The organism is Micromonospora sp. CB01531 (assembly GCF_001905095.1).
Taxonomy (GTDB): Bacteria; Actinomycetota; Actinomycetes; order Mycobacteriales; family Micromonosporaceae; genus Micromonospora.
Genome location: NZ_LWLS01000083.1, coordinates 232,064 through 250,963 on the forward strand (window position 1 = coordinate 232,064; position 18,900 = coordinate 250,963).

The following is an 18,900-nucleotide window of genomic DNA, read 5'->3' on the forward strand; positions in this document are numbered from 1 at the left end:
CGGCGTAACCTGCAAGCCGCAGCACCGTCGGAAGGGGGCGAGATGACGGACCGGGTGGCACGCGAGCGCACCGCCGGGCAGAACGGCGGGCGGATGATCAGACCACGGGCCTGGGCGGCACCGGTACGCGCCATGTCCCGCATCCTCAACGCCGACGGGTCCCCCCGGACGCCCGAGCCGGCCGACACCGGCCGCAGCGGGATCGTCGACTGCGGCCTCTACGTGGACGGCAAGCGCCAGTCGGGCGAGTGGGGTTACGCCGCGGCCCTGGCGGCGGCCCACAAGGAGCGCAACGCCTTCGTCTGGCTCGGCCTGCACGAGCCGGAACTGGACGAGATGAGCGCGATCGCCGCCACCTACGGCCTGCACGAGCTCGCCGTGGAGGACGCGGTCAAGGCCGAGCAGCGGCCCAAGCTGGAGCGCTTCGGCGAGGTGACGTTCCTGGTGCTGCGCACCGCCCGCTACTGCGAGCACGCGGAGCTGACGGAGAACTCCGAGGTGGTGGAGACCGGCCAGGTGATGCTCTTCATCGGGCCGAACTTCCTGATCAGCGTCCGGCACGGCGACGCCTGTCGGCTCGCGCCGGTCCGGGCCGACCTGGAGGAGAAGCGGGACCTGCTGCGGCACGGCCCGTGGGCGGTCGCGTACGCGGTCACCGACCGGGTGGTGGACCTCTACCTGGAGGTCGCCGACCGGCTGGAGGACGACCTCGACGTGTTGGAGGCGGACGTCTTCGACCGGCAGGGCAGCGGGCGGATCCAGCGGATCTACCAGATGAAGCGGGAGCTGGTGGAGTTCAAGCGGGCGGTGGCACCGTTGCAGCGTCCGCTGCTCACCCTCACCTCCCAGGTCAACCGCGAGGTGCCGGAGGAGATCCGGCGCTACTTCCGGGACGTGCAGGACCACCTCAGCCGCACCGTGGAGCAGGTCAGCTCGTACGACGACCTGCTGAACTCGATCCTCCAGGCCCGGCTGGCCCAGGTCACCGTCGACCAGAACAACGACATGCGCAAGATCGCCGCCTGGGCCGCCATCGCTGCGGTGTGGACCGCGATCGCCGGTATCTACGGCATGAACTTCGATGTCATGCCTGAGTTGAAGTGGACGTACGGCTACCCGGTCGTGCTGGCGGTCATGCTCACCATCTCACTCGCCCTCTACCGCTGGTTCCGCCGCAACGGCTGGCTGTAGCCGGTCCCGGGCAACCGAAAGCGCCGGCCCGCACGGCCGGCGCTTCCGTGGTCGACCCGGGTCAGCGGCCACCGCTGGACTTGGCGGAGTTCTTCCCCGCGTTCACTGCCTTGCTGACGTCGGTGGCCGGGCGGCCGGAGCTGTCCCGGGCACCCTCGGCGACCGACGGGACCTTGTCGGTCGGCTGGATCACCGGCTGGCTGCTGGACTTGGCGGTGGCCGCGCTGCCGTTGCCGGCCGTCGTCGAGCTGCCGGCACCGGTCCTGCCGGCCTGGGTCACCTTCGCGGTCGGGTCGGGGGTCTCCACCACGATGGTGTCGACGTCCTCGCGCATCGGCTCCAGCGTTCCGGTCGGGTCGTACTCGGCCCACTCCTGCTGCTCGCGGCGGCGGCGCATGGCCATCGCGCCGGCCAGGCCGGCCACCGCGCCGGCGGCGAACAGGCCCGTCATCATGCCCCGCGACCGCTTCCGCTTCCTGGCGGCCTTGAGGTTCTTCGCCTTGGCCTGCCGCGTCACCGCGGCCTTCCGGGCGGCCGTCCGGCCAACCACCGCCTTCTTGCCCGCGGCCTCGGCCTGCGCGTTGCGCACGGCCAGGACCAGCGGCGCGAGCGTGGCCGCCGTCGAAGCGAGCCCGTCCGACGCCCGGTCCCGGACCATGATCGCGGTGGGCGCGGCGGCAGCCCGGGCTGCCTGGACCCGCGGGCCGACACCCTTCGCGGCATGCGCCGCGGCCTGCCTCAGGTGACCGATGCCCTGGCTCAGCTCCGCCTTCGCGAGCTGCCCCTGGGTCTTACGCCGCCCGATTCCAAACACGGTCCCACCTCCTGGGAGTTGTTCCTCCGTCATCCTCCACCTTCGGATGCCTCCGCATGGCCAGATCGGGCACATGGGAGGATCCGCAAGGAACTGACCAACGAGTGAGGAGTACCCGTGGCCGAGGCTGTCTACGCCACCTTGCACACCAACGCTGGCCCGATCCGGCTGGAGCTCTTCCCCAACCACGCGCCGAAGACCGTCCGCAACTTCGTCGAGCTGGCCGAGGGCACGAAGGAATACATCGACCCGCGGACCGGCCAGCCGGGTAGCGGGCCGTACTACGACGGCACCGTCTCGCACCGCGTGATCAGCGGGTTCATGGTCCAGATGGGCGACCCGACCGGCACCGGTCGCGGCGGCCCGGGCTACAAGTTCGCCGACGAGTTCCACCCGGAGCTGCGCTTCGACCGCCCCTACCTGCTGGCGATGGCGAACGCCGGGCCGGGCACCAACGGCTCGCAGTTCTTCATCACGGTCTCCCAGACGCCGCACCTGAACAACCGGCACACCATCTTCGGGCAGGTCGCCGACGAGCAGTCGGCGAAGGTCGTGGACTCGATCGCGAACACCCCGACCGGCCCGAGCGACCGGCCGCTGCAGGACGTGGTCATCGAGCGCGTCGAGATCGAGCGCAAGCCGTCCTGACCACGGCCCGGGTACCTTTGCTCGCATGACTGAGCGCTCCGGGCAGACAGGTGACGCCACCGGAGGACCGGTGCCGACCCCTCCGGTCTGCTACCGGCACCCCGATCGGGAGACGTACGTCCGGTGCACCCGGTGTGACCGGCCGATCTGCCCGGAGTGCATGCGGGACGCCTCCGTCGGCCACCAGTGCCCCGAGTGCGTCAGCGAGGGACGTCGTAGCGTGCGGCCGGCGCGTACCGCCTTCGGTGGCGGTGCCGCCGGCCGCCAGGGCTACGTCACGAAGACCCTGATCGCGTTGAACGTGCTGGTCATGATCCTGTCCATCGCCTCGGACCGGGGCGGGGACGCGGCCGTCGGCGGCTCCGGCTTCGGCGGCCTGCTCGGCGGCTCCACCCCGCTGACCGACTGGGGTGCGGTGCTCGGCCAGGCCGTCTTCCCCGACGGCACCGTCGGCGGGGTCGCCCAGGGGCAGTGGTACCGGCTGGTCACCGCGATGTTCCTGCACTACGGCGTGGTGCACCTGCTGCTCAACATGTGGGCGCTCTGGGTGCTCGGCCGGAACCTGGAGGCGGTGCTCGGTCCGCTGCGTTTCCTCGCGCTCTATCTGATCGCCGGGCTCGGCGGCAACGTCGCGGTCTACCTGTTCAGTCCGGTCAACCAGCCATCGGCCGGGGCGTCCACCGCCATCTTCGGCCTGTTCGCCGCGATCTTCGTGATCATGCGACGGCTGGGCCGGGACACCTCGGCCATCCTGCCGATCCTGGTGATCAACCTGATCTTCACATTCACCGTGCCGGGCATCTCCATCGCCGGTCACCTGGGCGGCCTGGTCACCGGCGCGGTGATGGCGCTGGTCCTGGCGTACGCGCCGCGGATGCGGCGGACCGGGTTCCAGGCGGCGGGCGGGGCGATCGTGCTGGTCGCGCTCCTCGGGTTGATCCTCGTCCGCACCGCGATGCTCACCGGCTGAACGGGCGCCCGGCCCGCCCTGCCGCCGGGCGGGTCAGCCGGTCCCGGCGGCGCGGGCGGCGCGCAGCGCCTCGGCCACCTCTTCCGGCGGCGCGTCCAGGTCATACCGGCCGAACAGGTGCAACGACTCGCCCGCGTCGATCTCCAGCGTCTCGGCGGTCAGCCCCCGTCGGGTACGCCGTTCCACCCGGATCGCCTCCACGGCCGGCCAGGGCAGCCGCCGGCGGCCGGCGAAGCCCTGGATCACCGTGACGCCCTCCGCGTCCACAGCCAGCCGGACCGGCGCGACCAGATCACGTACCCCCCAACCGGCCAGCGCCGCGGCGGCCAGCCCGGCGAGCACGAGCTGGACCCGGTCGCCGCCGGCGAAGAGCAGGCCGAGCGCGACCAGGACGAGCGCCGCGACCAGCTTGGCCACCGGCAGGACCGCGGGCACCCGCCACTGCCGGGCCGGAGTCGACTGGGGATGCACGGTCCCAGCATGCCAGCCGACCCGTCCCCGGCGCGACGGACGGGTAGCGGGGGGAGGACGCCCGGCCGGGTGAGGACGTAGGATCGGGGCAGCCCAAGTTACCGGGGAGTAAACATGAGTGACGCGGTCATCGTCGGTGCGGTACGGACCCCGGTCGGGCGGCGCAAGGGCAGCCTCGCCGGCGTGCATCCGGTCGACCTCTCGGCGCATGTGCTGCGCGCCCTCGCCGAGCGGACCGGCATCGACCCGGGTCAGGTCGACGACGTGGTCTGGGGCTGTGTGTCCCAGGTCGGCGAGCAGTCGTGGAACGTGGCGCGCAACGCCGTCCTCGCCGCCGGTTGGCCCGAGTCGGTCCCCGGCACCACTCTCGACCGGCAGTGCGGGTCGAGCCAGCAGGCACTGCACTTCGCCGCCGCCACCGTCCTCTCCGGTCAGGCCGACCTGGTGGTCGCCGGTGGCGTCGAGTCGATGACCCGGGTGCCGATGGGCTCCAGCGTGGCCGGCGGGATGCCGTTCAGCGCGGCGATCCTGGAGCGCTACCGCGGCGTCGAGGGCGTCGCCGCGGACAGCCCGCTGCCGTTCAACCAGGGCGTCGGGGCCGAGCTGATGGCGGAGCGGTGGCGCTTCTCGCGTAGCCAGCTCGACGAGTTCGCGCTGGCCAGCCACGAGAAGGCGGCCGCCGCGCAGGACGCCGGGGCGTTCGACCCGGAGCTGGCCCCGGTGGCGCTCGCCGACGGCGGCAAGTTCACCGCCGACGAGGGCATCCGTCGGGACACCTCGCTGGCCAAGCTCGGTGAGCTGGCCACCCCGTTCAAGGCCGACGGCGTGGTCACCGCCGGCTCCGCGTCGCAGATCTCCGACGGGGCCGCGGCGCTCGCGGTCACCACCAGCGAGTGGGCCAGCCGGCACGGACTGCGCCCGCTCGCCCGCGTACACACCGCCGTGGTCGCCGCCGACGATCCGGTCACCATGCTCACCGCCCCCATCCCGGCCACCGCCAAGGCGCTGCGCCGCGCGGGGCTGGGCATCGAGGAGATCGGCGTGTACGAGGTGAACGAGGCGTTCGCCCCGGTGCCGCTGGCCTGGCTGGCGGAGACCGAGGCGGACCCGGAGCGGCTCAACCCGCGTGGCGGGGCGATCGCCCTCGGCCACCCGCTCGGCGCGTCCGGCGCCCGGATCATGATCACCATGCTTCAGCACATGCGGGACAACGGGATCCGCTACGGCCTGCAGACCATGTGCGAGGGCGGCGGCATGGCCAACGCCACCATCGTCGAGCTGCTCTGATCGGACGATCTCCGCGCCCGCCGGTCGGCCACCCGTCCGGCCGGAACTGGTGATCGCCGCCACCCGGCGATCACGGGCTCGCCCGCCCTCGGCGGGCTGGGCCGGGGCCGGAGGCCGGACAACGAGTGCGATTTGCATGGCTGGAAGTTCCAGAAATCGGGGGTGACCCATATCACCCCTGCTCACATGCTCGTTGCATCTTGCATGGACGTGTTCTCGCGAACGTTCCTTCCGGCCGCCGCCGAGACCGGCCTGGCGACCCAGACCGTGAGCCGGCACATGCCGGTGTTCCGCCGGTGCGTGGGCTCCGGCGACGCCACCATCCTGGTGACCCGATGCAGCCGCCCGGACCATCCGATCGGCGGCGAGTACCTGATGCTCCTCACCCATCGCCGCCTGGTGGTGACCCAGCAGACCCGGGTGCTGCACCGGCTGCGCCTGCACCTCAACACCGAACTGCGCGAGCTGAGCAACGTGACCTGGAGCCCGGATCCCCGGTCGCACAGCGTCGAGCTGGCCGCCACCGCGATCGACGGGGTCCGCGAGCGGTTCCTCATCCGTACCCACCACCCGAAGCAGGTGTGGCAGGTCGACGCCCTACTCAACCACGCCTTCCGGACCCGGCTCCGGACGTCGGCGGAGCGGCTGGTCGCCACCATCGGCGAGCCGCCGGTCGGCACCCGCCCGGCCGTGTTCCGCCCGGCGCCGGTGCGCTGACCGGCTCCTTACCGAACCCGAACAGTCCCTGACGTCCCGGTCGGGCGCCGGTCGGTAATCATTGGCCGGTGACCGCCGACACCGCGCCGCGCGGGCTCGTTCTCGTGGTCGAGGACGAGCCGACCATCGCCGATCTGGTCCGGCTCTACCTGGCCTGGGACGGGTTCGGCGTACACCTGGAACGGGACGGCACGGCCGGGCTGGCCGCCGCGCGGCGGTTGCGCCCGGTGGCCTGCGTGCTCGACATCGCGCTGCCCGGCCTGGCCGGGACCGAGATCTGCCGGCGGCTACGCGAGGCCGGCGACTGGACGCCGGTCATCTTCCTCACCGCCCGGGACGACGAGGTCGACCGGATCGTCGGCCTGGAACTGGGCGCGGACGACTACGTGACCAAGCCGTTCAGCCCGCGCGAGCTGGTCGCCCGGGTGCGGGCGGTGCTGCGCCGGGCCGCCGGGGCGGCCGCCGGGGCCGAGCAGCCCCGGGTGGTCGGCGCGGTCACCCTGGACCCGGCCCGCCGGACGGTCACCGCGGCCGGCGCCCCGGTCCAGCTCACCTCCACCGAGTTCGACCTGCTCGCGCACCTGATGGCCCGGCCCGGCCGGGTCTTCACCCGGGAGGAACTGCTGGCCGGCGTCTGGGGGTACGCCGCGCACGCCGGCACCCGGACGGTGGACGTGCACGTCGCGCAGGTACGCGCCAAGCTCGGCCCGGCCAGCGTGATCCGCACCCACCGCGGCGTCGGGTACGCGGCCGATGCCTGAGCACACCCACCAGCCCACCGTCGCGCTGCCGCTGCTCGGGCCCCGCCCGGCCCCGCCCCGGCGACGCCTCACGCACACCCTGACCGCCCGCGCGGTCCTGGTCACCTGCGCGGTGGCGCTGGTGTCGGTGCTGGTCACCGCGCTGGTCGCGGTCCCGCTGGCGGTACGCGGCGCCGAGCGGCGCGACCAGGAGGCGCTGGCCGCCCAGGCCCAGCTCGCGGCCGGTGTGCTCCGGGTCAGCGCGGCGCGGCAGCGGGACGCCGCCGGGGAGCGGCTGATCCGCCAACTTCGCCAACAGGACATCGACGTGTATCTCATCCGGGCCGGCCAGGTGGATCGCCCCGGCCTGCCCCGGCAGGTGGTGAGCCGGGTGGCGTCCGGGCGGGACGTCTCCGGTCGGCGGCTGGTCAACGGCGAACGGGCGCTGGTCGAGGGGCGGGCGCTGGCCCGCGGCGACGGGCTGGTGCTGATCCGGGCCACCACCAGCGGACCCTGGCGGCAGGTGCTGCGCGGCCTCTGGCTGGCGCTGCTCGCCGGGCTCGCCGCCGGGGTGGTCGCCGGCCTGCTGCTCGCCCGCCGGCTGGCCCGGCCCATCCGGACCGCCGCCCGTGCCGCCGCCCGGCTGCGCGGCGGGGACCGGGCGGTCCGCGTACCGGTGGAGCCGCCGGACGAGGTGGCCGACCTGGCGTACGCGCTGAACGGGCTGGCCGCCGCGCTGGCCACCAGCGAGGGGCGGCAGCGGGAGTTCCTGCTCTCCGTCTCGCACGAACTGCGCACCCCGCTCACCGCGATCCGGGGCTATGCCGAGGCGCTGGCCGACGGGGTGATCGAGGCGGATGCGGTGCCGGCCACCGGGCGGACCATGCTCGCCGAGGCCGAGCACCTGGACCGGCTGGTCGCCGACCTGCTGGCGCTGGCCCGGCTGGAGGCCGCCGACTTCTCGCTGGAACCGGGCCCGGTCGACCTGACCCGGCTGGCCGCCGACGCGGAACGGACCTGGTCCGACCGGTGCGCGGCGGTCGGGGTGCCGTTCCGGGTGGAGACGCCCGGCGGGCCGGTGCCCGCGTACACCGATCCGGGGCGGATCCGGCAGGTCGTGGACGGGTTGCTGGAGAACGCGCTGCGGGTCGTACCACCGGGGGCGGCGATCGTGCTTGCGGTCCGGCCGGCCGGCGCGGACCCGGCTGCGGGCGGCGTCGTCGAGGTCCGCGACGGCGGACCCGGCTTCACCGACGACGACCTGGCCGTGGCGTTCGAGCGCGGCGCGCTGCACCAGCGGTACCGGGGCGTGCGCAAGGTGGGCAGCGGCCTGGGCCTGGCGCTCGCCGCCGGGCTGGTCCGCCGCCTGGGCGGCGACATCGCCGCCGGGCACGCCCCGGAGGGCGGCGCGGCCTTCGCCGTCCGGCTGCCCGGTGATCCTTACCTGACCCGAACATTCGCCTGACGGTCCGCTCGTCCGCCCGGGCGACGATGACGGCACCACGGACCAGAGAGGACAACCGATGGCACGTCAGGGAATCGTCACCGGCGTCACCGCGCTGCTCGCGGCCACCGCGCTCGGCCTCACCGGCTGCGGCCCGGCCCCGCTCGCCGCGGACCCGGCGAAGGAGACCGCGGTCGAGGTGGCCGCCGCCATGGGAGCGGACGGTCAGGCGCTCGCCGCGCTGGGCTTCGACGCCGCCGACCTGGACGTCGACCCGGTCGCCGCCCCCTCGGCCGCCGCCCCGGCCGGTGAGCAGGCCGGTCCGCAGGGCAAGCGGGGTGAGCGGGCGGAGGAGTGGCGGAAGCGGCACCGGACCCGGGTGCTGCTCCGGAAGAACACGCTGCACGGCGAGGTCGTGGTGCAGACCAAGGACGGCGGTACGAAGACGATTGCCGTCCAGCGCGGCCAGGTGACCGCCGTCGACGAGCGGTCGATGACCGTGAAGTCCGCCGACGGCTTCACGATGACCTGGACCTTCGGTGACAAGCTGCGGGTCGTTGAGCGGCGCACCACCGTGCGGTCCAGCGACATCAAGGCCGGCACCACCGTCGGGGTCGCGGGTGCCAAGGACGGCGACGGTGGTAGCGCCCGGCTGATCGTGGTGCCGGTCAGGCAGCGGTGAACGGAGGGGCCCCCGCTTGCCGCCTGGTGGTAGCGGGGGCCCCGGTTGACAGTTCGGATCAGTAGACGCGGGATCCGACGAAGTCGTCGTGGCCGTAGCCGACCGGGTTGGCGTACGACCGGGACTCGAAGGACCACTGCTGACGGGTGCTGGTGGTGCAGGCGGCCAGCCGTAGCCGCGGGGTCCCCAGCAGTGGGTTGTCGAAGCCGACGCAGAGGTTGCTCGCGCCGGCCGGCTTGAGCTGGTTGCCGGCGAAGACGAACTTCTGGTTGGGCCCGCCGTGGCAGTCGTAGCTGTTGACCGTGGTGCCGGCGGTCAGCGAGCCGCCGGTGACGTCCAGGCAGCGGTCGTGGGAGAGCTCGGAGTGCAGCGACTGCCGCGCCGGGTCGTACCAGAAACCCTGGTTCCGCCCGCCGTGGCAGGCGTACGACTGCTGCACGGTGCCGTTGCGGGAGTCGTATCCCTTGCCGTCCACGCAGGTGCCGGTGGCGACGTTGCGCAACTGGCGGAACGTCAGCAGCTCGTTGACCAGCACGCCCTGCCCGGTGCTGGCCGGGTCGACGCAGGTGGCCTGCTGCTGGCCTGCGGTCCAGAACTGGGTGATGCACTGGGCGAACATGCCGTGGCCCCGGTAGTTGGGGTGGAACGACTGCCGGGCCGCGTTCTCGTCCCAGATCCCGACCTCGATGTAGAGACCGCGGACCGAGGTGTTGTCGGTGCACACCTCGTGGCCGTGGAAGAGCCGACTGGCGTCCAGGTAGCGGGTCCCGGTGTTCGCGGCGGCCGCGCGCAGCGCCGACTCGAACAGCGGCACCGCCTTGTTCCGGGCGAACGCCATGTCGGCCAGGTAGAGCAGGCAGCCGCCGGCGTACCAGCCGGGGAAGTCGGGGTTGTCCTCGACGTCCGGGCTGGCCGGGCTCGGGTACGACATCAGCACCAGCTCGTAGTCGGAGCGTAGGTAGCCGGCGGAGGTCATGGTCTGCCGGATCGAGTTGATCGCGGCCTCGACCGCGACCCGACTGCCGTCGGTGCGGATCGTCCACTGGTCGGTGTACGTCGGCCAGCACGCCCCCTGGAAGAAGACCCGGCGGATCGCGCAGTCGGTGGCGACCGGCCCGAACTGGATGGTGCCTTCGCCGTTCGCGCCGACGACCACCCAGATCAGCTTGACGTGCGTGTTGCGCGCCTTGATCGCCAGGTAGTCGCCCTGGTTCAGCTCGTTGTGCTGGGTCGGGCCGCCGGCCATCAGGTGCCACGGGGTGGCGCCCGAGCAGGCCAGGTTGTAGCGCTCGTCGGCCGGGATGCCGGTACGGAAGACGGCCTGGTCGTACGAACGGTCGCACCAGTTGCCGGGCTGATGGGTGCCGGGGACGTAGTTGCCCACCCCCTCCCCGGAGATCTCGCTGTCGCCCATGGTGACCAGGGCGGTCCGCCGCTGCTCCAGCGGCCGGAGTTCGGGGGATCCGTAGAGAGCGGTGGCCTCGGCGGCCCGGACGGTTTCGAGGGCGGCGGGGAGCGGCTGGACGGCGGGCCGATCGGCGGCGGCCGCGGGGGCGGCCGGTCCGACCAGGAGCGGCAGGGCGAGAGCGGCGGCGGACACGACGGCCAGGGCCCGCCGTCGGGTCGTCCGCCCGCGCCTGGCGGGGGTACCAAGCATCGACGCACTCCTTTCGGTCAATCGCTCGACGTCGATTGAATTACCGGAAGGTAACCCGAATGGAGGAGGGATGTGAATGCGTCTCGGAAACGTTGCGGCGGGTGCGGAAGCGGACCCTTCCGGCATATCGGTTCGTCCGTGTGGGCGGCAGCGGACCGGCCGGGTGTTCAACCTCGTCGAATTCGCTGCCATGCTTTGGTGACCGCGGGGACCAGCCAGGTTACGCTAGGCCCGATCTGCCGTCGCCACCGTGGAGAACCCGTGAAGCTGTCGATCCTCATGCCGGTCTACAACGAGGAAGAACGCATCGCGGATGCCCTCAAGCAGGCGTTGGCAGTGGACTACCCGTGCGAGATCGAACTCGTCGTCGTCGACGACGGCAGCCGCGACGGCACCGCCGAGGTGCTCGGCCGGGTGGACGACGCCCGGCTGCGGGTCATCACCCACCAGCGCAACGCCGGCAAGGGCGCGGCGATCAAGACCGCCGTCGACAACGCCGAGGGCGACTACCTGGTCATCCTCGACGCCGACCTCGAGTACGACCCGCAGGACATCCCGCGGCTGCTCGAGCCGGTGCTCGACGGCCGGGCGACGGTCGTCTACGGCAATCGGACCTTCGGCAGCCACAGCGCCTACAGCTTCTGGTACGTGATGGGCAACAAGGGCGTCACGATGGCGGCCAACGTGCTCTTCAACTCCTACATCGGCGACCTGGAGACCTGCTTCAAGCTGATGCCGCTGGAGCTCTACCGCTCGCTGCGGATCCGCTCCCGCGGCTTCGGCATGGAGGCCGAGGTCACCGGCAAGCTGCTCCGCCAGCGCATCCGCCCGTACGAGGTGCCGATCAGCTACCGTGCGCGGGGCCGCGAGGAGGGCAAGAAGATCACCTGGAAGGACGGCGTCGAGGCGATCTGGATCCTCGCCCGTGAGCGTGCCCGGCGCCGCCCGGTCGGCTCCTGATCTCTCATCGCCAGGTTGCGGATCGGGCGGTGTCCCGGGCTGGTTGATCCCGCGATACCGCGACCCCCGGTTCAGACGGCGAGGAACTCCTCGACCGATCGGCGCAGGCCGGCCGCGTCCAGGCCGTGCCAGCGGTCGTGATCCTCGGGCGTGCCGTAGCGGCGCAGCTCCGACCGGCCCACCCCGAGAGCGAGCAACCGGTGCGGCCGGTCGGCCAGCGCCGCGCCGACCACCCGGGCCGAGGTGCCCGCCAGGTACGGCTCGACCAGGATCACCTCGGTGCCGGCGAGGGCCCGCAGCCCCGCCGTGTCGAAGGGCCGCGGCCGATGGGTGTACGCCACGGTGACCGGCCGGTCGGCGACCGCCGCGAGGGCCTGGTCGAGCAGCGGCCCGACCGCCACCAGCAGCGGTGCGCCCGGCCTTGCGTCGCGGACCACCCGTAGGTCACCCGCCTCCGGGTACGCCCGCGCGTTGCTCTGGGTGGACAGCCGCACGTACGCCGAATCCGACCCGCACACCGCGCCGCGTAGCAACCCCGGCACCTCGTCCCGGTGACCGGGCACGTGGACCGTCCAGTCGTGCAGGGTGTCGATCAGCGCGACGTCCGCCGGACTCAGGTGGGTACGGCCCGCCGCTGCCCGGTCGTACGACGCGCCGATGCTGACCAGCACCGCCCCGACCCCCTGGTGGTCGAGGTCCAGCTTGATCTGCTCGTACGCCCGCTCGACCAGGAACGGCGCGTAGCTGTGCACGATCGGGCGCTGACCGGTCAGCGCGAGGCCACCCGCCACGCCCACCAGGAGCTGCTCCCGGATGCCGACGTTGATGACCCGGTCCGGGTGGCGTTCGGCGGCCGGGGCGAATGCCGCGGCGGAGATGTCGGCCAGCACGATGGTGGTCCGGGGGTCGTCCAGGAAGGTGGTGGCCGTGGCCACGAAGGTGTCGCGCATGATCACTCCTCGTCGGTGACGACCGCGACGACGACGTGCGGCCGATGGTGGTCGTGCCCGGTGAGGGCGGTGTGCAGGGCCTCGTGGTCCCGGCCGGCCACGGTCGCGGCGCTCCACCCGTTGACGGTGAACCGGCTCGCCGCGCCGCCCGGCCAGCCGTGACTCGCCGACCGGTTGTCCAGCACGATCGCGGTCAGGTTGGCCAGCCCCGTCGCCCCGGCGTACGCGATCGCCTCGTGGTTGGAACCCTCGTCCAGTTCGGCATCGCCGAGCAGCACGTACACCCGGGGGTCGAACCGGCCCTGGGCCCGCAGCCCGAGCGCGGTGCCCACACCCAGGCCGAGCCCGTGCCCGAGCGACCCGGACCCGATCTCCACGCCGGGCACCAGCAGCCGGTCCGGATGGTCGCCGAGCCGGCTGTCCGGCCCGCCCTGGTCGTCCAGCCACTCGAGCGGGATGAAGCCCTTCGCGGCGAGCAGCGCGTAGTAGCCGGCGACGGCGTGCCCCTTGGACAGCAGGAAGCGGTCCCGGTCGGGGTCGTCGACGGTCTCCGGGGTGATCCGGAGCACCCGGTCGTAGAGCACCTGGAGCACGTCCAGCGTCGAGTACACGTTCGCGCCGAACTCGCGCCCGGCGCGGACCCGGTCGAGCAGCGCCCGCAGCACGGCGGGGTCGGTGGCGGTCGTCGTCGTCATGCCGCTAGCCTCGGAGTTGAAGCGCACTTCAACTCAAGGCCCTGTGATGCACGAAGCACTCACCATCGGACAGCTCGCCACCCGCAGCGGGGTGGCCCCCTCCGCGCTGCGCTACTACGAGCGGCTCGGGCTGATCCGGTCCCAGCGCACCGGCGGCAACCAGCGCCGGTACGCCCGCACCGAGCTGCGCCGGGTGGCGTTCATCCGGATCTCGCAGCAGGTGGGCGTCTCGCTGGAAGAGATCCGGGAGGCGCTCGACTCCCTGCCGTCGTCGCGTACGCCCACCCCGGACGACTGGGCCGCCCTCTCCCGCAGCTGGCGCGACCGGCTGGACGAGAAGATCCGGCTGCTCGGCAAGCTCCGCGACGACCTGGACGGCTGCATCGGCTGTGGCTGCCTGTCGCTGCAGCGCTGCACCCTCTACAACCCCGCTGACTCGCTGGCCGCCGAGGGCCCGGGCGCGCGGCTCATGCTGCCCCGCCCCGACTCGGACCCGGCGCCGGCCTGACCGGTCACCGGACCAGCAGCACCTTGCCCAGGTGGTCGCTCGTCTCCAGCAGGCGGTGCGCGTCGGCGGCGTCGGCCAGCTTCGCCCGGGCGTGCACCACCGGCCGGACCGCCCCGGACTCAACCAGCGGCCACACCTGCTCGCGTACCCCCCGGACGATCTCCGCCTTCTCGTCCAGCGGGCGGGAACGCAGCGCCGTCGCGTGGACCGAACCGCGTTTCGCCAGCAGCATTCCCAGGTCCAGCTCGCCCTTGCGACCGCCCTGCATGCCGATCACCACGAGCCGGCCACCGGTGGCCAGCGCCGCCACGTTCCGCGGCAGGTACGCGGCGCCCATGATGTCCAGGATCACGTCCGCGCCCCGCCCGTCGGTGACCCGGCGGACCTCCTCGACGAAGTCCTGCTCCCGGTAGTCGATCGCGTGCGCGGCGCCCAGCTCGCGCAGCCGGTCGTGCTTGCCCGACCGGGCGGTCACCACCACCGTGGCGCCGAGCGCCACGCCGAGCTGGATCGCGAAGGTGCCGATCCCGCTGCCCCCGCCGTGCACCAGGAGCGTCTCGCCCTCGGCCAGCCGGGCGAGCTGGACCACGTTCGACCAGACCGTGCAGGCCACCTCGGGCAGCGCGGCCGCGTCGACCAGGTCGACGCCGCGCGGGACCGGCAGGAGCTGCCCGGCCGGCACGGCCACCCGTTCGGCGTACCCACCGCCGGCCAGCAGCGCGCAGACCTCGTCGCCGACCGCCCAGCCGGTCACGCCCGGGCCGAGCGCGGCGACCACCCCGGAGCACTCCAACCCCGGGTACGCCGGCGCGCCCGGCGGCGGCGGGTACTGCCCCTGCCGTTGCAGCAGGTCGGCGCGGTTCACCGCGCTCGCCGACACCTCGACGACCACCTCGCCGGGGCCGGGCTCCGGGTCGGGCACCTCCGACCACACGAGGGCCTCGGGTCCGCCGGGTTTCGGGATCGTGATCGCGTGCATGGCCCAGTCTTACCCGATCCGACCGTCCGTCCACGCCCGAGTCAGGATCTCATCCACCGTCTCCGCCGGGGTCTGCGCCGAGGTGTCCAGCCAGAGCCCGATCCGGGGCGTCTCGGCGCGGAACCCGGCGTCGAAGTCGGCGATCGGCCAGTCCCCGTACCCCTGCTTGGGCCGGTCCCGCTCGCGGGCGGCGACCACCTCGGCGTGCGGCGCGAGCACCACCACCGCGAGCGGCCAGTGCCGGATCCGTTCGACCATGGCCGACAGTTCGGCGCCGATCACGATGTCCTGGAGTACGACGGTGAAGCCCTCGGCGGCGTACCGGTCCGCCGCTGTGGCGGCCAGGTCGTAGCGGAGCCGAAGCTGCCGCCACGCCTCGTCCGAGAGCTGCGCGGTCATCTCCGCGCGCCCGTTCACCACCATCCGCCGGAACACGTCACCGCGCAAGTGCACCGAGCGGGGCAGCCGCCGGGCCAGCAGTTCGGCCACAGTCGACTTGCCCGCCGCCATGATTCCGGTGATCAGCACCACCGCCGGGGTTTCCCACACGGGGGCCATCCTGCCAGCGAGGGGTGGGACGGCGGCTCGCCCGTGGTGCGGTCCGTGGCAGACTAGGCACGGCGCGCGCCCCGTGGGGGACGTGTCCGGGAGGGTTCGCCTAGTGGCCGATGGCGCTGGTCTTGAAAACCGGTAAGGCAGCGATGTCTTCGTGGGTTCGAATCCCACACCCTCCGCAACCCGGGTCCCCGTCGCGTCCTCGCGCACGGCGGGCGCTCGCGGGGTATGAAGGGGCGCAGGAACTCGCGCACCCGGAAGGATCCTCTCGATGACCCTGGAACGACCGATCGCCCCGGACCCGTACGAGCTGCTGCCGACGGTGCCGTTGTTCACGCTGACCAGTGACGACGTGCGTAACGGCGAGCCGATGGACGTGCGGTACGCGCACGGCAGCGTCGGCGGCGAGAACGTCTCCCCGCACCTGGCCTGGTCGGGCTTCCCGGAGGAGACCAGGAGCTTCGTGGTGACCTGCTTCGACCCGGACGCCCCGACCGGCAGCGGCTTCTGGCACTGGGTGCTGGTGAACCTGCCCGCCTCGGTCACCGAGCTGCCCACCGGCGTCAAGGAGAGCGAACTCGGCGCCGCTTTCAGCGTCCGCAGCGACTACGGCGACACCGGCTACGGCGGCGCCGCCCCGCCGGCCGGCGACCGCCCGCACCGCTACGTCTTCGCCGTGCACGCGGTGGACGTGGATCAGCTCGACGTCGGCCCCACCGCCAGCCCGGCCTACGTCGGCTTCAACCTGGCGTTCCACACCCTGGCCCGGGCGGTCATCCGCCCGACGTACCAGATCGCGGAGTGACTGGTCACGAGCCGTGACAGAGCGCGGGGCCCCCGCCGACGCGGGGGCCCCGTGCCCGTAGCAGCGTCAGCCCGGTACCCGGGCGACCGCGAAGACGGACTGGCCGAAGGGCGGGCGCAGCCGCTGCTCCGCCGCCTTGGTGGCGGGCAGGACCAGGCTGTCGTAGATCTTCACCATCGGGCCCTCCTTCGGCATCAGCCGGAAGACCTTGGTGGCCATGAAGTAGCCGATGAGGCCGAGCGCGTTGGCGTAGTGGATCTTCTCAACGGTGAGCCCGGCCTCGGTCATCGCCGCCGCGAGCGTCTGCTTCGTGTAGCGCCGGACGTGACCGGTGGCGATGTCCGCCGGGCTCATCGCGAACTGGAAGGCCGGCACGATGATGATCACCGCGCCGCCGGGCCGGACCAGGTAGCGCATGCTGCACAGCGCGCTCACGTGGTCCTCGATGTGCTCCAGTACGTTGTACGACACGGCCGCGCTGTAGTCGCCCCGCTCGGAGTGCGGCAGCAGCATCTGCCGTACCTCGATGGTGGGGTGCTCGGCCAGCCGCTCCTTGAGCCGGACCAGCCGGTCCGGGTCCGCCTCGGTGGCGGTGAGCCGGGGCAGGTGCGCGGACCACTCCAGGGCGTAGTCGCCCAGCCCGCTGCCGATCTCGATGGGGTTGTCACCGAGGTGGGGCACCGCCAGCTCGACGAACCATCTCCGGTGGTTGACCGCGGTCGCCAGGCCTTCGAGCACCTCCGACTGGACGCGTTGATCCCCAGTGATATCTGCCATGCGTCGATTCCTCACGATATGACTGACCCGCGCCTGGACCGACAGAGTCAACCATCCCGATGGATGGTGCGGGAATCGGGGTACCGGGAGTGGCCGAATTGTGGTCGGGGGTGGGCACGTGATCGGCGGTCGGCGAACTCGGCACATAGTACGCCAGTACCCAGAAACATGCACGGCCACCGCGATTCCCTGACTACGCTCTGAATTGTCATGACTACTCCTGAATCGGACGCCGGCCCTGGTGGCGCTGGCGAGGACGGGCCCGACGAGGGTGGACTGCCGGCGCGGGGCAAGTGGATCGATGCCGCCGCCGTGCTCAGTTTCGTGCTGCTCGCGTTCTGGGTGACCGCCCGGTTCTGGCTGAACCCCGCGCACGGGGTGCGGGACAACCGCACCGATCAGGCGCAGTTCGAGTGGATGATGGCGCACGGTGCCCGGGTGGTGACGGATTTGGCCTACCCCTTCACCTCGGACCGGATGAATGTGCCGGACGGCGTCAATTTGATGGCGAATACGTCGGTATTATCGGTTTCATTGCCAATGACGCCGATCACCTTGCTGTTCGGGCCGCGTACGTCATTTCTGGTCTTTCTCACCGTCGGCCTGCTCGCCACCGGTGTGGCCTGGTATTTCGTCCTGTCCCGGGTGCTGATCGGGGCCCGGGGGCCCGCCTGGCTCGGGGCCGGCTTCTGCGCCTTCGCGCCGGCGATGGTCTCGCACGCCAACGCCCACCCCAACATCGTCAGCCAGTTCGTGGTGCCGCTGATCATCTGGCGGACGCTGCGGCTGACCGACCCGGGCCGCTGGCTGCGCAACGGCGTGCTGCTCGGCCTGGTGATCGTCTGGCAGGCCTTCCTCAACCTGGAGATCCTGCTGATGACGGCGATCGGACTCGGGGTGGTGGTGGTCGCGCTCGCCCTCGGCCGGCCACACCTGCGCCGGTCGGCCCGGACCTTCTGGGCCGGGCTCGGAGTGGCCGCCGCCGTTGCCGCGGTGCTGCTGGCGTACCCGCTGTACGTGCAGTTCTTCGGGCCCGGGGCGTACGAGGGGCTGTCCCGGCTCATCCGCGGCTACCGCACCGACCTCGCCTCGTTCGTCGCCTGGTCCCGGGAGTCGGTCGCCGGGGACGCCCGGACCAGCGCCCGGCTGGTGAAGAACGCCACCGAGGAGAACGCGTTCTTCGGCTGGCCGCTCGCCGTCCTGGTGGTCGCGCTGGTGTGGTGGCTGCGGCGCAACGTCGTGGTGCTCGGCCTGGCCGCCGTCGGAGTGATCTTCGCGGCCTTCTCCCTCGGCCGGGAGATCCGCTTCGACGGGCGGGACACCGGCATCCCCGGGCCGTGGGCCGTGCTGGAGAAGCTGCCGGTGCTGCACTCGGTGGTGCCCACCCGCTGGTCGCTGGCGCTCACCCCGATCGTCGGGATCCTGCTCGCGCTCGGCGCGGACCACGTCCGGCGGGTGGCTCGGCGACACCCGGCCGCGCGCCCGCAGATCCGGTTCGCCACGGCCACCGTGCTGACCATGGCGCTGCTGCCGATCCTGCCCACCCCGCTCCCCTCGGTACGCCTCAACCCGACACCCGACTTCGTCACCACCGGCGCCTGGCGGCCCTACGTGGCCGGCGGGCACAGCGTCGTCACGCTGCCGCTGCCCGACACCGACTACGCCGACCCGCTGCGCTGGTCCGCCGAGACCCGGCTGGGCATGCCGCTGGCCCGCGGGTACTTCCTCTACCCTGACACCCGCCCCGACGGCCACCGGGTGGCCCTGTTCAGCGCTCCGCCCCGCCCCACCAGCAGCTTCTTCACCACGATCCGGCGTACGGACGGAGTGCCGCCGATCACCCCGGTGGATCGGATGGACGCGCTGGAGGACCTGCGCTACTGGCGGGCGGGGGCGGTGATCCTCGACCCCCGGCTGCGGCAGGCCGACGCGTTGCGCGAGGGGATGATCGCGCTCACCGGGATCGAGCCGGTGTCCACCGGCGGGGTGTGGCTCTGGGACGTCCGCCCGCTGGTCGACTGACACCGCCTCGGCGCGGCCGGTGTGCGGG

General features: G+C 72.5%; 20 protein-coding genes and 1 tRNA gene. 13 read left to right on the forward strand and 8 right to left on the reverse strand.

What is annotated here, in order from left to right; genetic code table 11:
* Nucleotides 1-42 precede the first annotated feature (42 nt).
* The gene (gene corA, locus A6A27_RS24950; RefSeq protein ID WP_073837061.1) at nucleotides 43-1,191 is read left to right on the forward strand and encodes a magnesium/cobalt transporter CorA; all 1,149 of its coding nucleotides are present in this window, start codon (nucleotides 43-45) and stop codon (nucleotides 1,189-1,191) included.
* A gap of 61 nt (nucleotides 1,192-1,252) precedes the next feature.
* Here corA and A6A27_RS24955 read toward each other — a convergent pair whose 3' ends face one another.
* Nucleotides 1,253-2,038 (reverse strand): hypothetical protein, encoded by a 786-nt coding sequence (locus tag A6A27_RS24955; protein ID WP_073837062.1) that lies wholly within the window; start codon nucleotides 2,036-2,038, stop codon nucleotides 1,253-1,255.
* Between the two features lie 84 nt (nucleotides 2,039-2,122).
* Here A6A27_RS24955 and A6A27_RS24960 point away from each other — a divergent pair, with 84 nt between their 5' ends.
* Nucleotides 2,123-2,653, forward strand: a complete 531-nt coding sequence (locus A6A27_RS24960; protein WP_073837063.1) for a peptidylprolyl isomerase — start codon at nucleotides 2,123-2,125, stop codon at nucleotides 2,651-2,653.
* Between the two features lie 25 nt (nucleotides 2,654-2,678).
* Nucleotides 2,679-3,623: a rhomboid family intramembrane serine protease gene (locus tag A6A27_RS24965; protein ID WP_073837064.1), complete on the forward strand. Its 945-nt coding sequence runs from the start codon at nucleotides 2,679-2,681 to the stop codon at nucleotides 3,621-3,623.
* A gap of 33 nt (nucleotides 3,624-3,656) precedes the next feature.
* Here A6A27_RS24965 and A6A27_RS45130 read toward each other — a convergent pair whose 3' ends face one another.
* Nucleotides 3,657-4,094 carry a PH domain-containing protein gene (locus A6A27_RS45130; protein ID WP_241825429.1) on the reverse strand — a complete coding sequence of 146 codons (438 nt, stop codon included), beginning with the start codon at nucleotides 4,092-4,094 and terminating at the stop codon, nucleotides 3,657-3,659.
* 114 nt (nucleotides 4,095-4,208) lie between these two features.
* Between A6A27_RS45130 and A6A27_RS24975 the strand changes: the two genes are divergently transcribed.
* From A6A27_RS24975 to A6A27_RS24995, 5 genes are all read left to right on the forward strand, one after another.
* On the forward strand, nucleotides 4,209-5,381 hold the full coding sequence (locus A6A27_RS24975; RefSeq protein ID WP_073837066.1) for a thiolase family protein: 1,173 nt from the start codon (nucleotides 4,209-4,211) through the stop codon (nucleotides 5,379-5,381).
* Nucleotides 5,382-5,585: 204 nt separating this feature from the next.
* Nucleotides 5,586-6,098, forward strand: coding sequence for a hypothetical protein (locus A6A27_RS24980; protein WP_073837067.1), 513 nt, complete (start codon nucleotides 5,586-5,588; stop codon nucleotides 6,096-6,098).
* A gap of 68 nt (nucleotides 6,099-6,166) precedes the next feature.
* A complete protein-coding gene (locus A6A27_RS24985) occupies nucleotides 6,167-6,859 on the forward strand; it encodes a response regulator transcription factor (RefSeq protein WP_073837068.1) in 693 nt (230 codons plus the stop codon).
* Entirely contained in the window at nucleotides 6,852-8,303 is a 1,452-nt protein-coding gene (locus A6A27_RS24990; RefSeq protein WP_073837069.1) for a sensor histidine kinase, read from the forward strand. Before A6A27_RS24985 ends, A6A27_RS24990 begins: the two co-directional genes overlap by 8 nt.
* 58 nt (nucleotides 8,304-8,361) lie before the next feature.
* Nucleotides 8,362-8,964, forward strand: coding sequence for a hypothetical protein (locus A6A27_RS24995; RefSeq protein WP_073837070.1), 603 nt, complete (start codon nucleotides 8,362-8,364; stop codon nucleotides 8,962-8,964).
* A gap of 58 nt (nucleotides 8,965-9,022) precedes the next feature.
* On the opposite strand, the gene A6A27_RS25000 is transcribed toward A6A27_RS24995, so the two are convergent.
* Nucleotides 9,023-10,621, reverse strand: coding sequence for a ricin-type beta-trefoil lectin domain protein (locus A6A27_RS25000; protein WP_073837071.1), 1,599 nt, complete (start codon nucleotides 10,619-10,621; stop codon nucleotides 9,023-9,025).
* Nucleotides 10,622-10,882: 261 nt separating this feature from the next.
* On the opposite strand from A6A27_RS25000, the gene A6A27_RS25005 reads away from it, so the two are divergent.
* Nucleotides 10,883-11,581, forward strand: a complete 699-nt coding sequence (locus A6A27_RS25005; RefSeq protein WP_073837072.1) for a glycosyltransferase family 2 protein — start codon at nucleotides 10,883-10,885, stop codon at nucleotides 11,579-11,581.
* Nucleotides 11,582-11,652: 71 nt separating this feature from the next.
* Here A6A27_RS25005 and A6A27_RS25010 read toward each other — a convergent pair whose 3' ends face one another.
* Both A6A27_RS25010 and A6A27_RS25015 read right to left on the reverse strand, forming a co-directional pair.
* Nucleotides 11,653-12,531, reverse strand: coding sequence for a transketolase family protein (locus tag A6A27_RS25010; RefSeq protein ID WP_073837073.1), 879 nt, complete (start codon nucleotides 12,529-12,531; stop codon nucleotides 11,653-11,655).
* Between the two features lie 2 nt (nucleotides 12,532-12,533).
* The gene (locus A6A27_RS25015; protein WP_073837137.1) at nucleotides 12,534-13,226 is read right to left on the reverse strand and encodes a transketolase; all 693 of its coding nucleotides are present in this window, start codon (nucleotides 13,224-13,226) and stop codon (nucleotides 12,534-12,536) included.
* Nucleotides 13,227-13,272: 46 nt separating this feature from the next.
* On the opposite strand from A6A27_RS25015, the gene soxR reads away from it, so the two are divergent.
* Nucleotides 13,273-13,734 carry a redox-sensitive transcriptional activator SoxR gene (gene soxR / locus A6A27_RS25020; RefSeq protein ID WP_073837074.1) on the forward strand — a complete coding sequence of 154 codons (462 nt, stop codon included), beginning with the start codon at nucleotides 13,273-13,275 and terminating at the stop codon, nucleotides 13,732-13,734.
* Nucleotides 13,735-13,738: 4 nt separating this feature from the next.
* Here soxR and A6A27_RS25025 read toward each other — a convergent pair whose 3' ends face one another.
* Complete coding sequence (locus A6A27_RS25025; protein WP_073837075.1) at nucleotides 13,739-14,713, reverse strand: NAD(P)H-quinone oxidoreductase; 975 nt, start codon at nucleotides 14,711-14,713, stop codon at nucleotides 13,739-13,741.
* Nucleotides 14,714-14,722: 9 nt separating this feature from the next.
* On the reverse strand, nucleotides 14,723-15,262 hold the full coding sequence (locus A6A27_RS25030; RefSeq protein WP_241825430.1) for an AAA family ATPase: 540 nt from the start codon (nucleotides 15,260-15,262) through the stop codon (nucleotides 14,723-14,725).
* Between the two features lie 98 nt (nucleotides 15,263-15,360).
* On the opposite strand from A6A27_RS25030, the gene A6A27_RS25035 reads away from it, so the two are divergent.
* Together A6A27_RS25035 and A6A27_RS25040 are read left to right on the forward strand one after the other, a co-directional pair.
* Nucleotides 15,361-15,447, forward strand: a tRNA-Ser gene (locus A6A27_RS25035).
* A gap of 92 nt (nucleotides 15,448-15,539) precedes the next feature.
* Nucleotides 15,540-16,073 (forward strand): YbhB/YbcL family Raf kinase inhibitor-like protein, encoded by a 534-nt coding sequence (locus A6A27_RS25040; protein ID WP_073837077.1) that lies wholly within the window; start codon nucleotides 15,540-15,542, stop codon nucleotides 16,071-16,073.
* A 66-nt stretch (nucleotides 16,074-16,139) separates the two neighbouring features.
* Here the strand turns inward: A6A27_RS25040 and A6A27_RS25045 are convergent, their stop codons facing one another.
* Nucleotides 16,140-16,850 carry a methyltransferase domain-containing protein gene (locus A6A27_RS25045; RefSeq protein ID WP_073837078.1) on the reverse strand — a complete coding sequence of 237 codons (711 nt, stop codon included), beginning with the start codon at nucleotides 16,848-16,850 and terminating at the stop codon, nucleotides 16,140-16,142.
* Between the two features lie 210 nt (nucleotides 16,851-17,060).
* Here A6A27_RS25045 and A6A27_RS25050 point away from each other — a divergent pair, with 210 nt between their 5' ends.
* Nucleotides 17,061-18,872, forward strand: coding sequence for a hypothetical protein (locus A6A27_RS25050; protein WP_073837079.1), 1,812 nt, complete (start codon nucleotides 17,061-17,063; stop codon nucleotides 18,870-18,872).
* Nucleotides 18,873-18,900: the final 28 nt, after the last annotated feature.

Bases quoted from the DNA above. Each gene is read 5' to 3' on its own strand.
- corA (WP_073837061.1), top strand. From the start codon at position 43: ATGACGGACCGGGTGGCACGCGAGCGCACCGCCGGGCAGAACGGCGGG.
- A6A27_RS24955 (WP_073837062.1), bottom strand. From the start codon at position 2,038: ATGACGGAGGAACAACTCCCAGGAGGTGGGACCGTGTTTGGAATCGGG.
- A6A27_RS24965 (WP_073837064.1), top strand. From the start codon at position 2,679: ATGACTGAGCGCTCCGGGCAGACAGGTGACGCCACCGGAGGACCGGTG.
- A6A27_RS24975 (WP_073837066.1), top strand. From the start codon at position 4,209: ATGAGTGACGCGGTCATCGTCGGTGCGGTACGGACCCCGGTCGGGCGG.
- A6A27_RS24980 (WP_073837067.1), top strand. From the start codon at position 5,586: ATGGACGTGTTCTCGCGAACGTTCCTTCCGGCCGCCGCCGAGACCGGC.
- A6A27_RS24990 (WP_073837069.1), top strand. From the start codon at position 6,852: ATGCCTGAGCACACCCACCAGCCCACCGTCGCGCTGCCGCTGCTCGGG.
- A6A27_RS24995 (WP_073837070.1), top strand. From the start codon at position 8,362: ATGGCACGTCAGGGAATCGTCACCGGCGTCACCGCGCTGCTCGCGGCC.
- A6A27_RS25000 (WP_073837071.1), bottom strand. From the start codon at position 10,621: ATGCTTGGTACCCCCGCCAGGCGCGGGCGGACGACCCGACGGCGGGCC.
- A6A27_RS25010 (WP_073837073.1), bottom strand. From the start codon at position 12,531: ATGCGCGACACCTTCGTGGCCACGGCCACCACCTTCCTGGACGACCCC.
- A6A27_RS25015 (WP_073837137.1), bottom strand. From the start codon at position 13,226: ATGACGACGACGACCGCCACCGACCCCGCCGTGCTGCGGGCGCTGCTC.
- soxR (WP_073837074.1), top strand. From the start codon at position 13,273: ATGCACGAAGCACTCACCATCGGACAGCTCGCCACCCGCAGCGGGGTG.
- A6A27_RS25025 (WP_073837075.1), bottom strand. From the start codon at position 14,713: ATGCACGCGATCACGATCCCGAAACCCGGCGGACCCGAGGCCCTCGTG.
- A6A27_RS25040 (WP_073837077.1), top strand. From the start codon at position 15,540: ATGACCCTGGAACGACCGATCGCCCCGGACCCGTACGAGCTGCTGCCG.
- A6A27_RS25045 (WP_073837078.1), bottom strand. From the start codon at position 16,850: ATGGCAGATATCACTGGGGATCAACGCGTCCAGTCGGAGGTGCTCGAA.
- A6A27_RS25050 (WP_073837079.1), top strand. From the start codon at position 17,061: ATGACTACTCCTGAATCGGACGCCGGCCCTGGTGGCGCTGGCGAGGAC.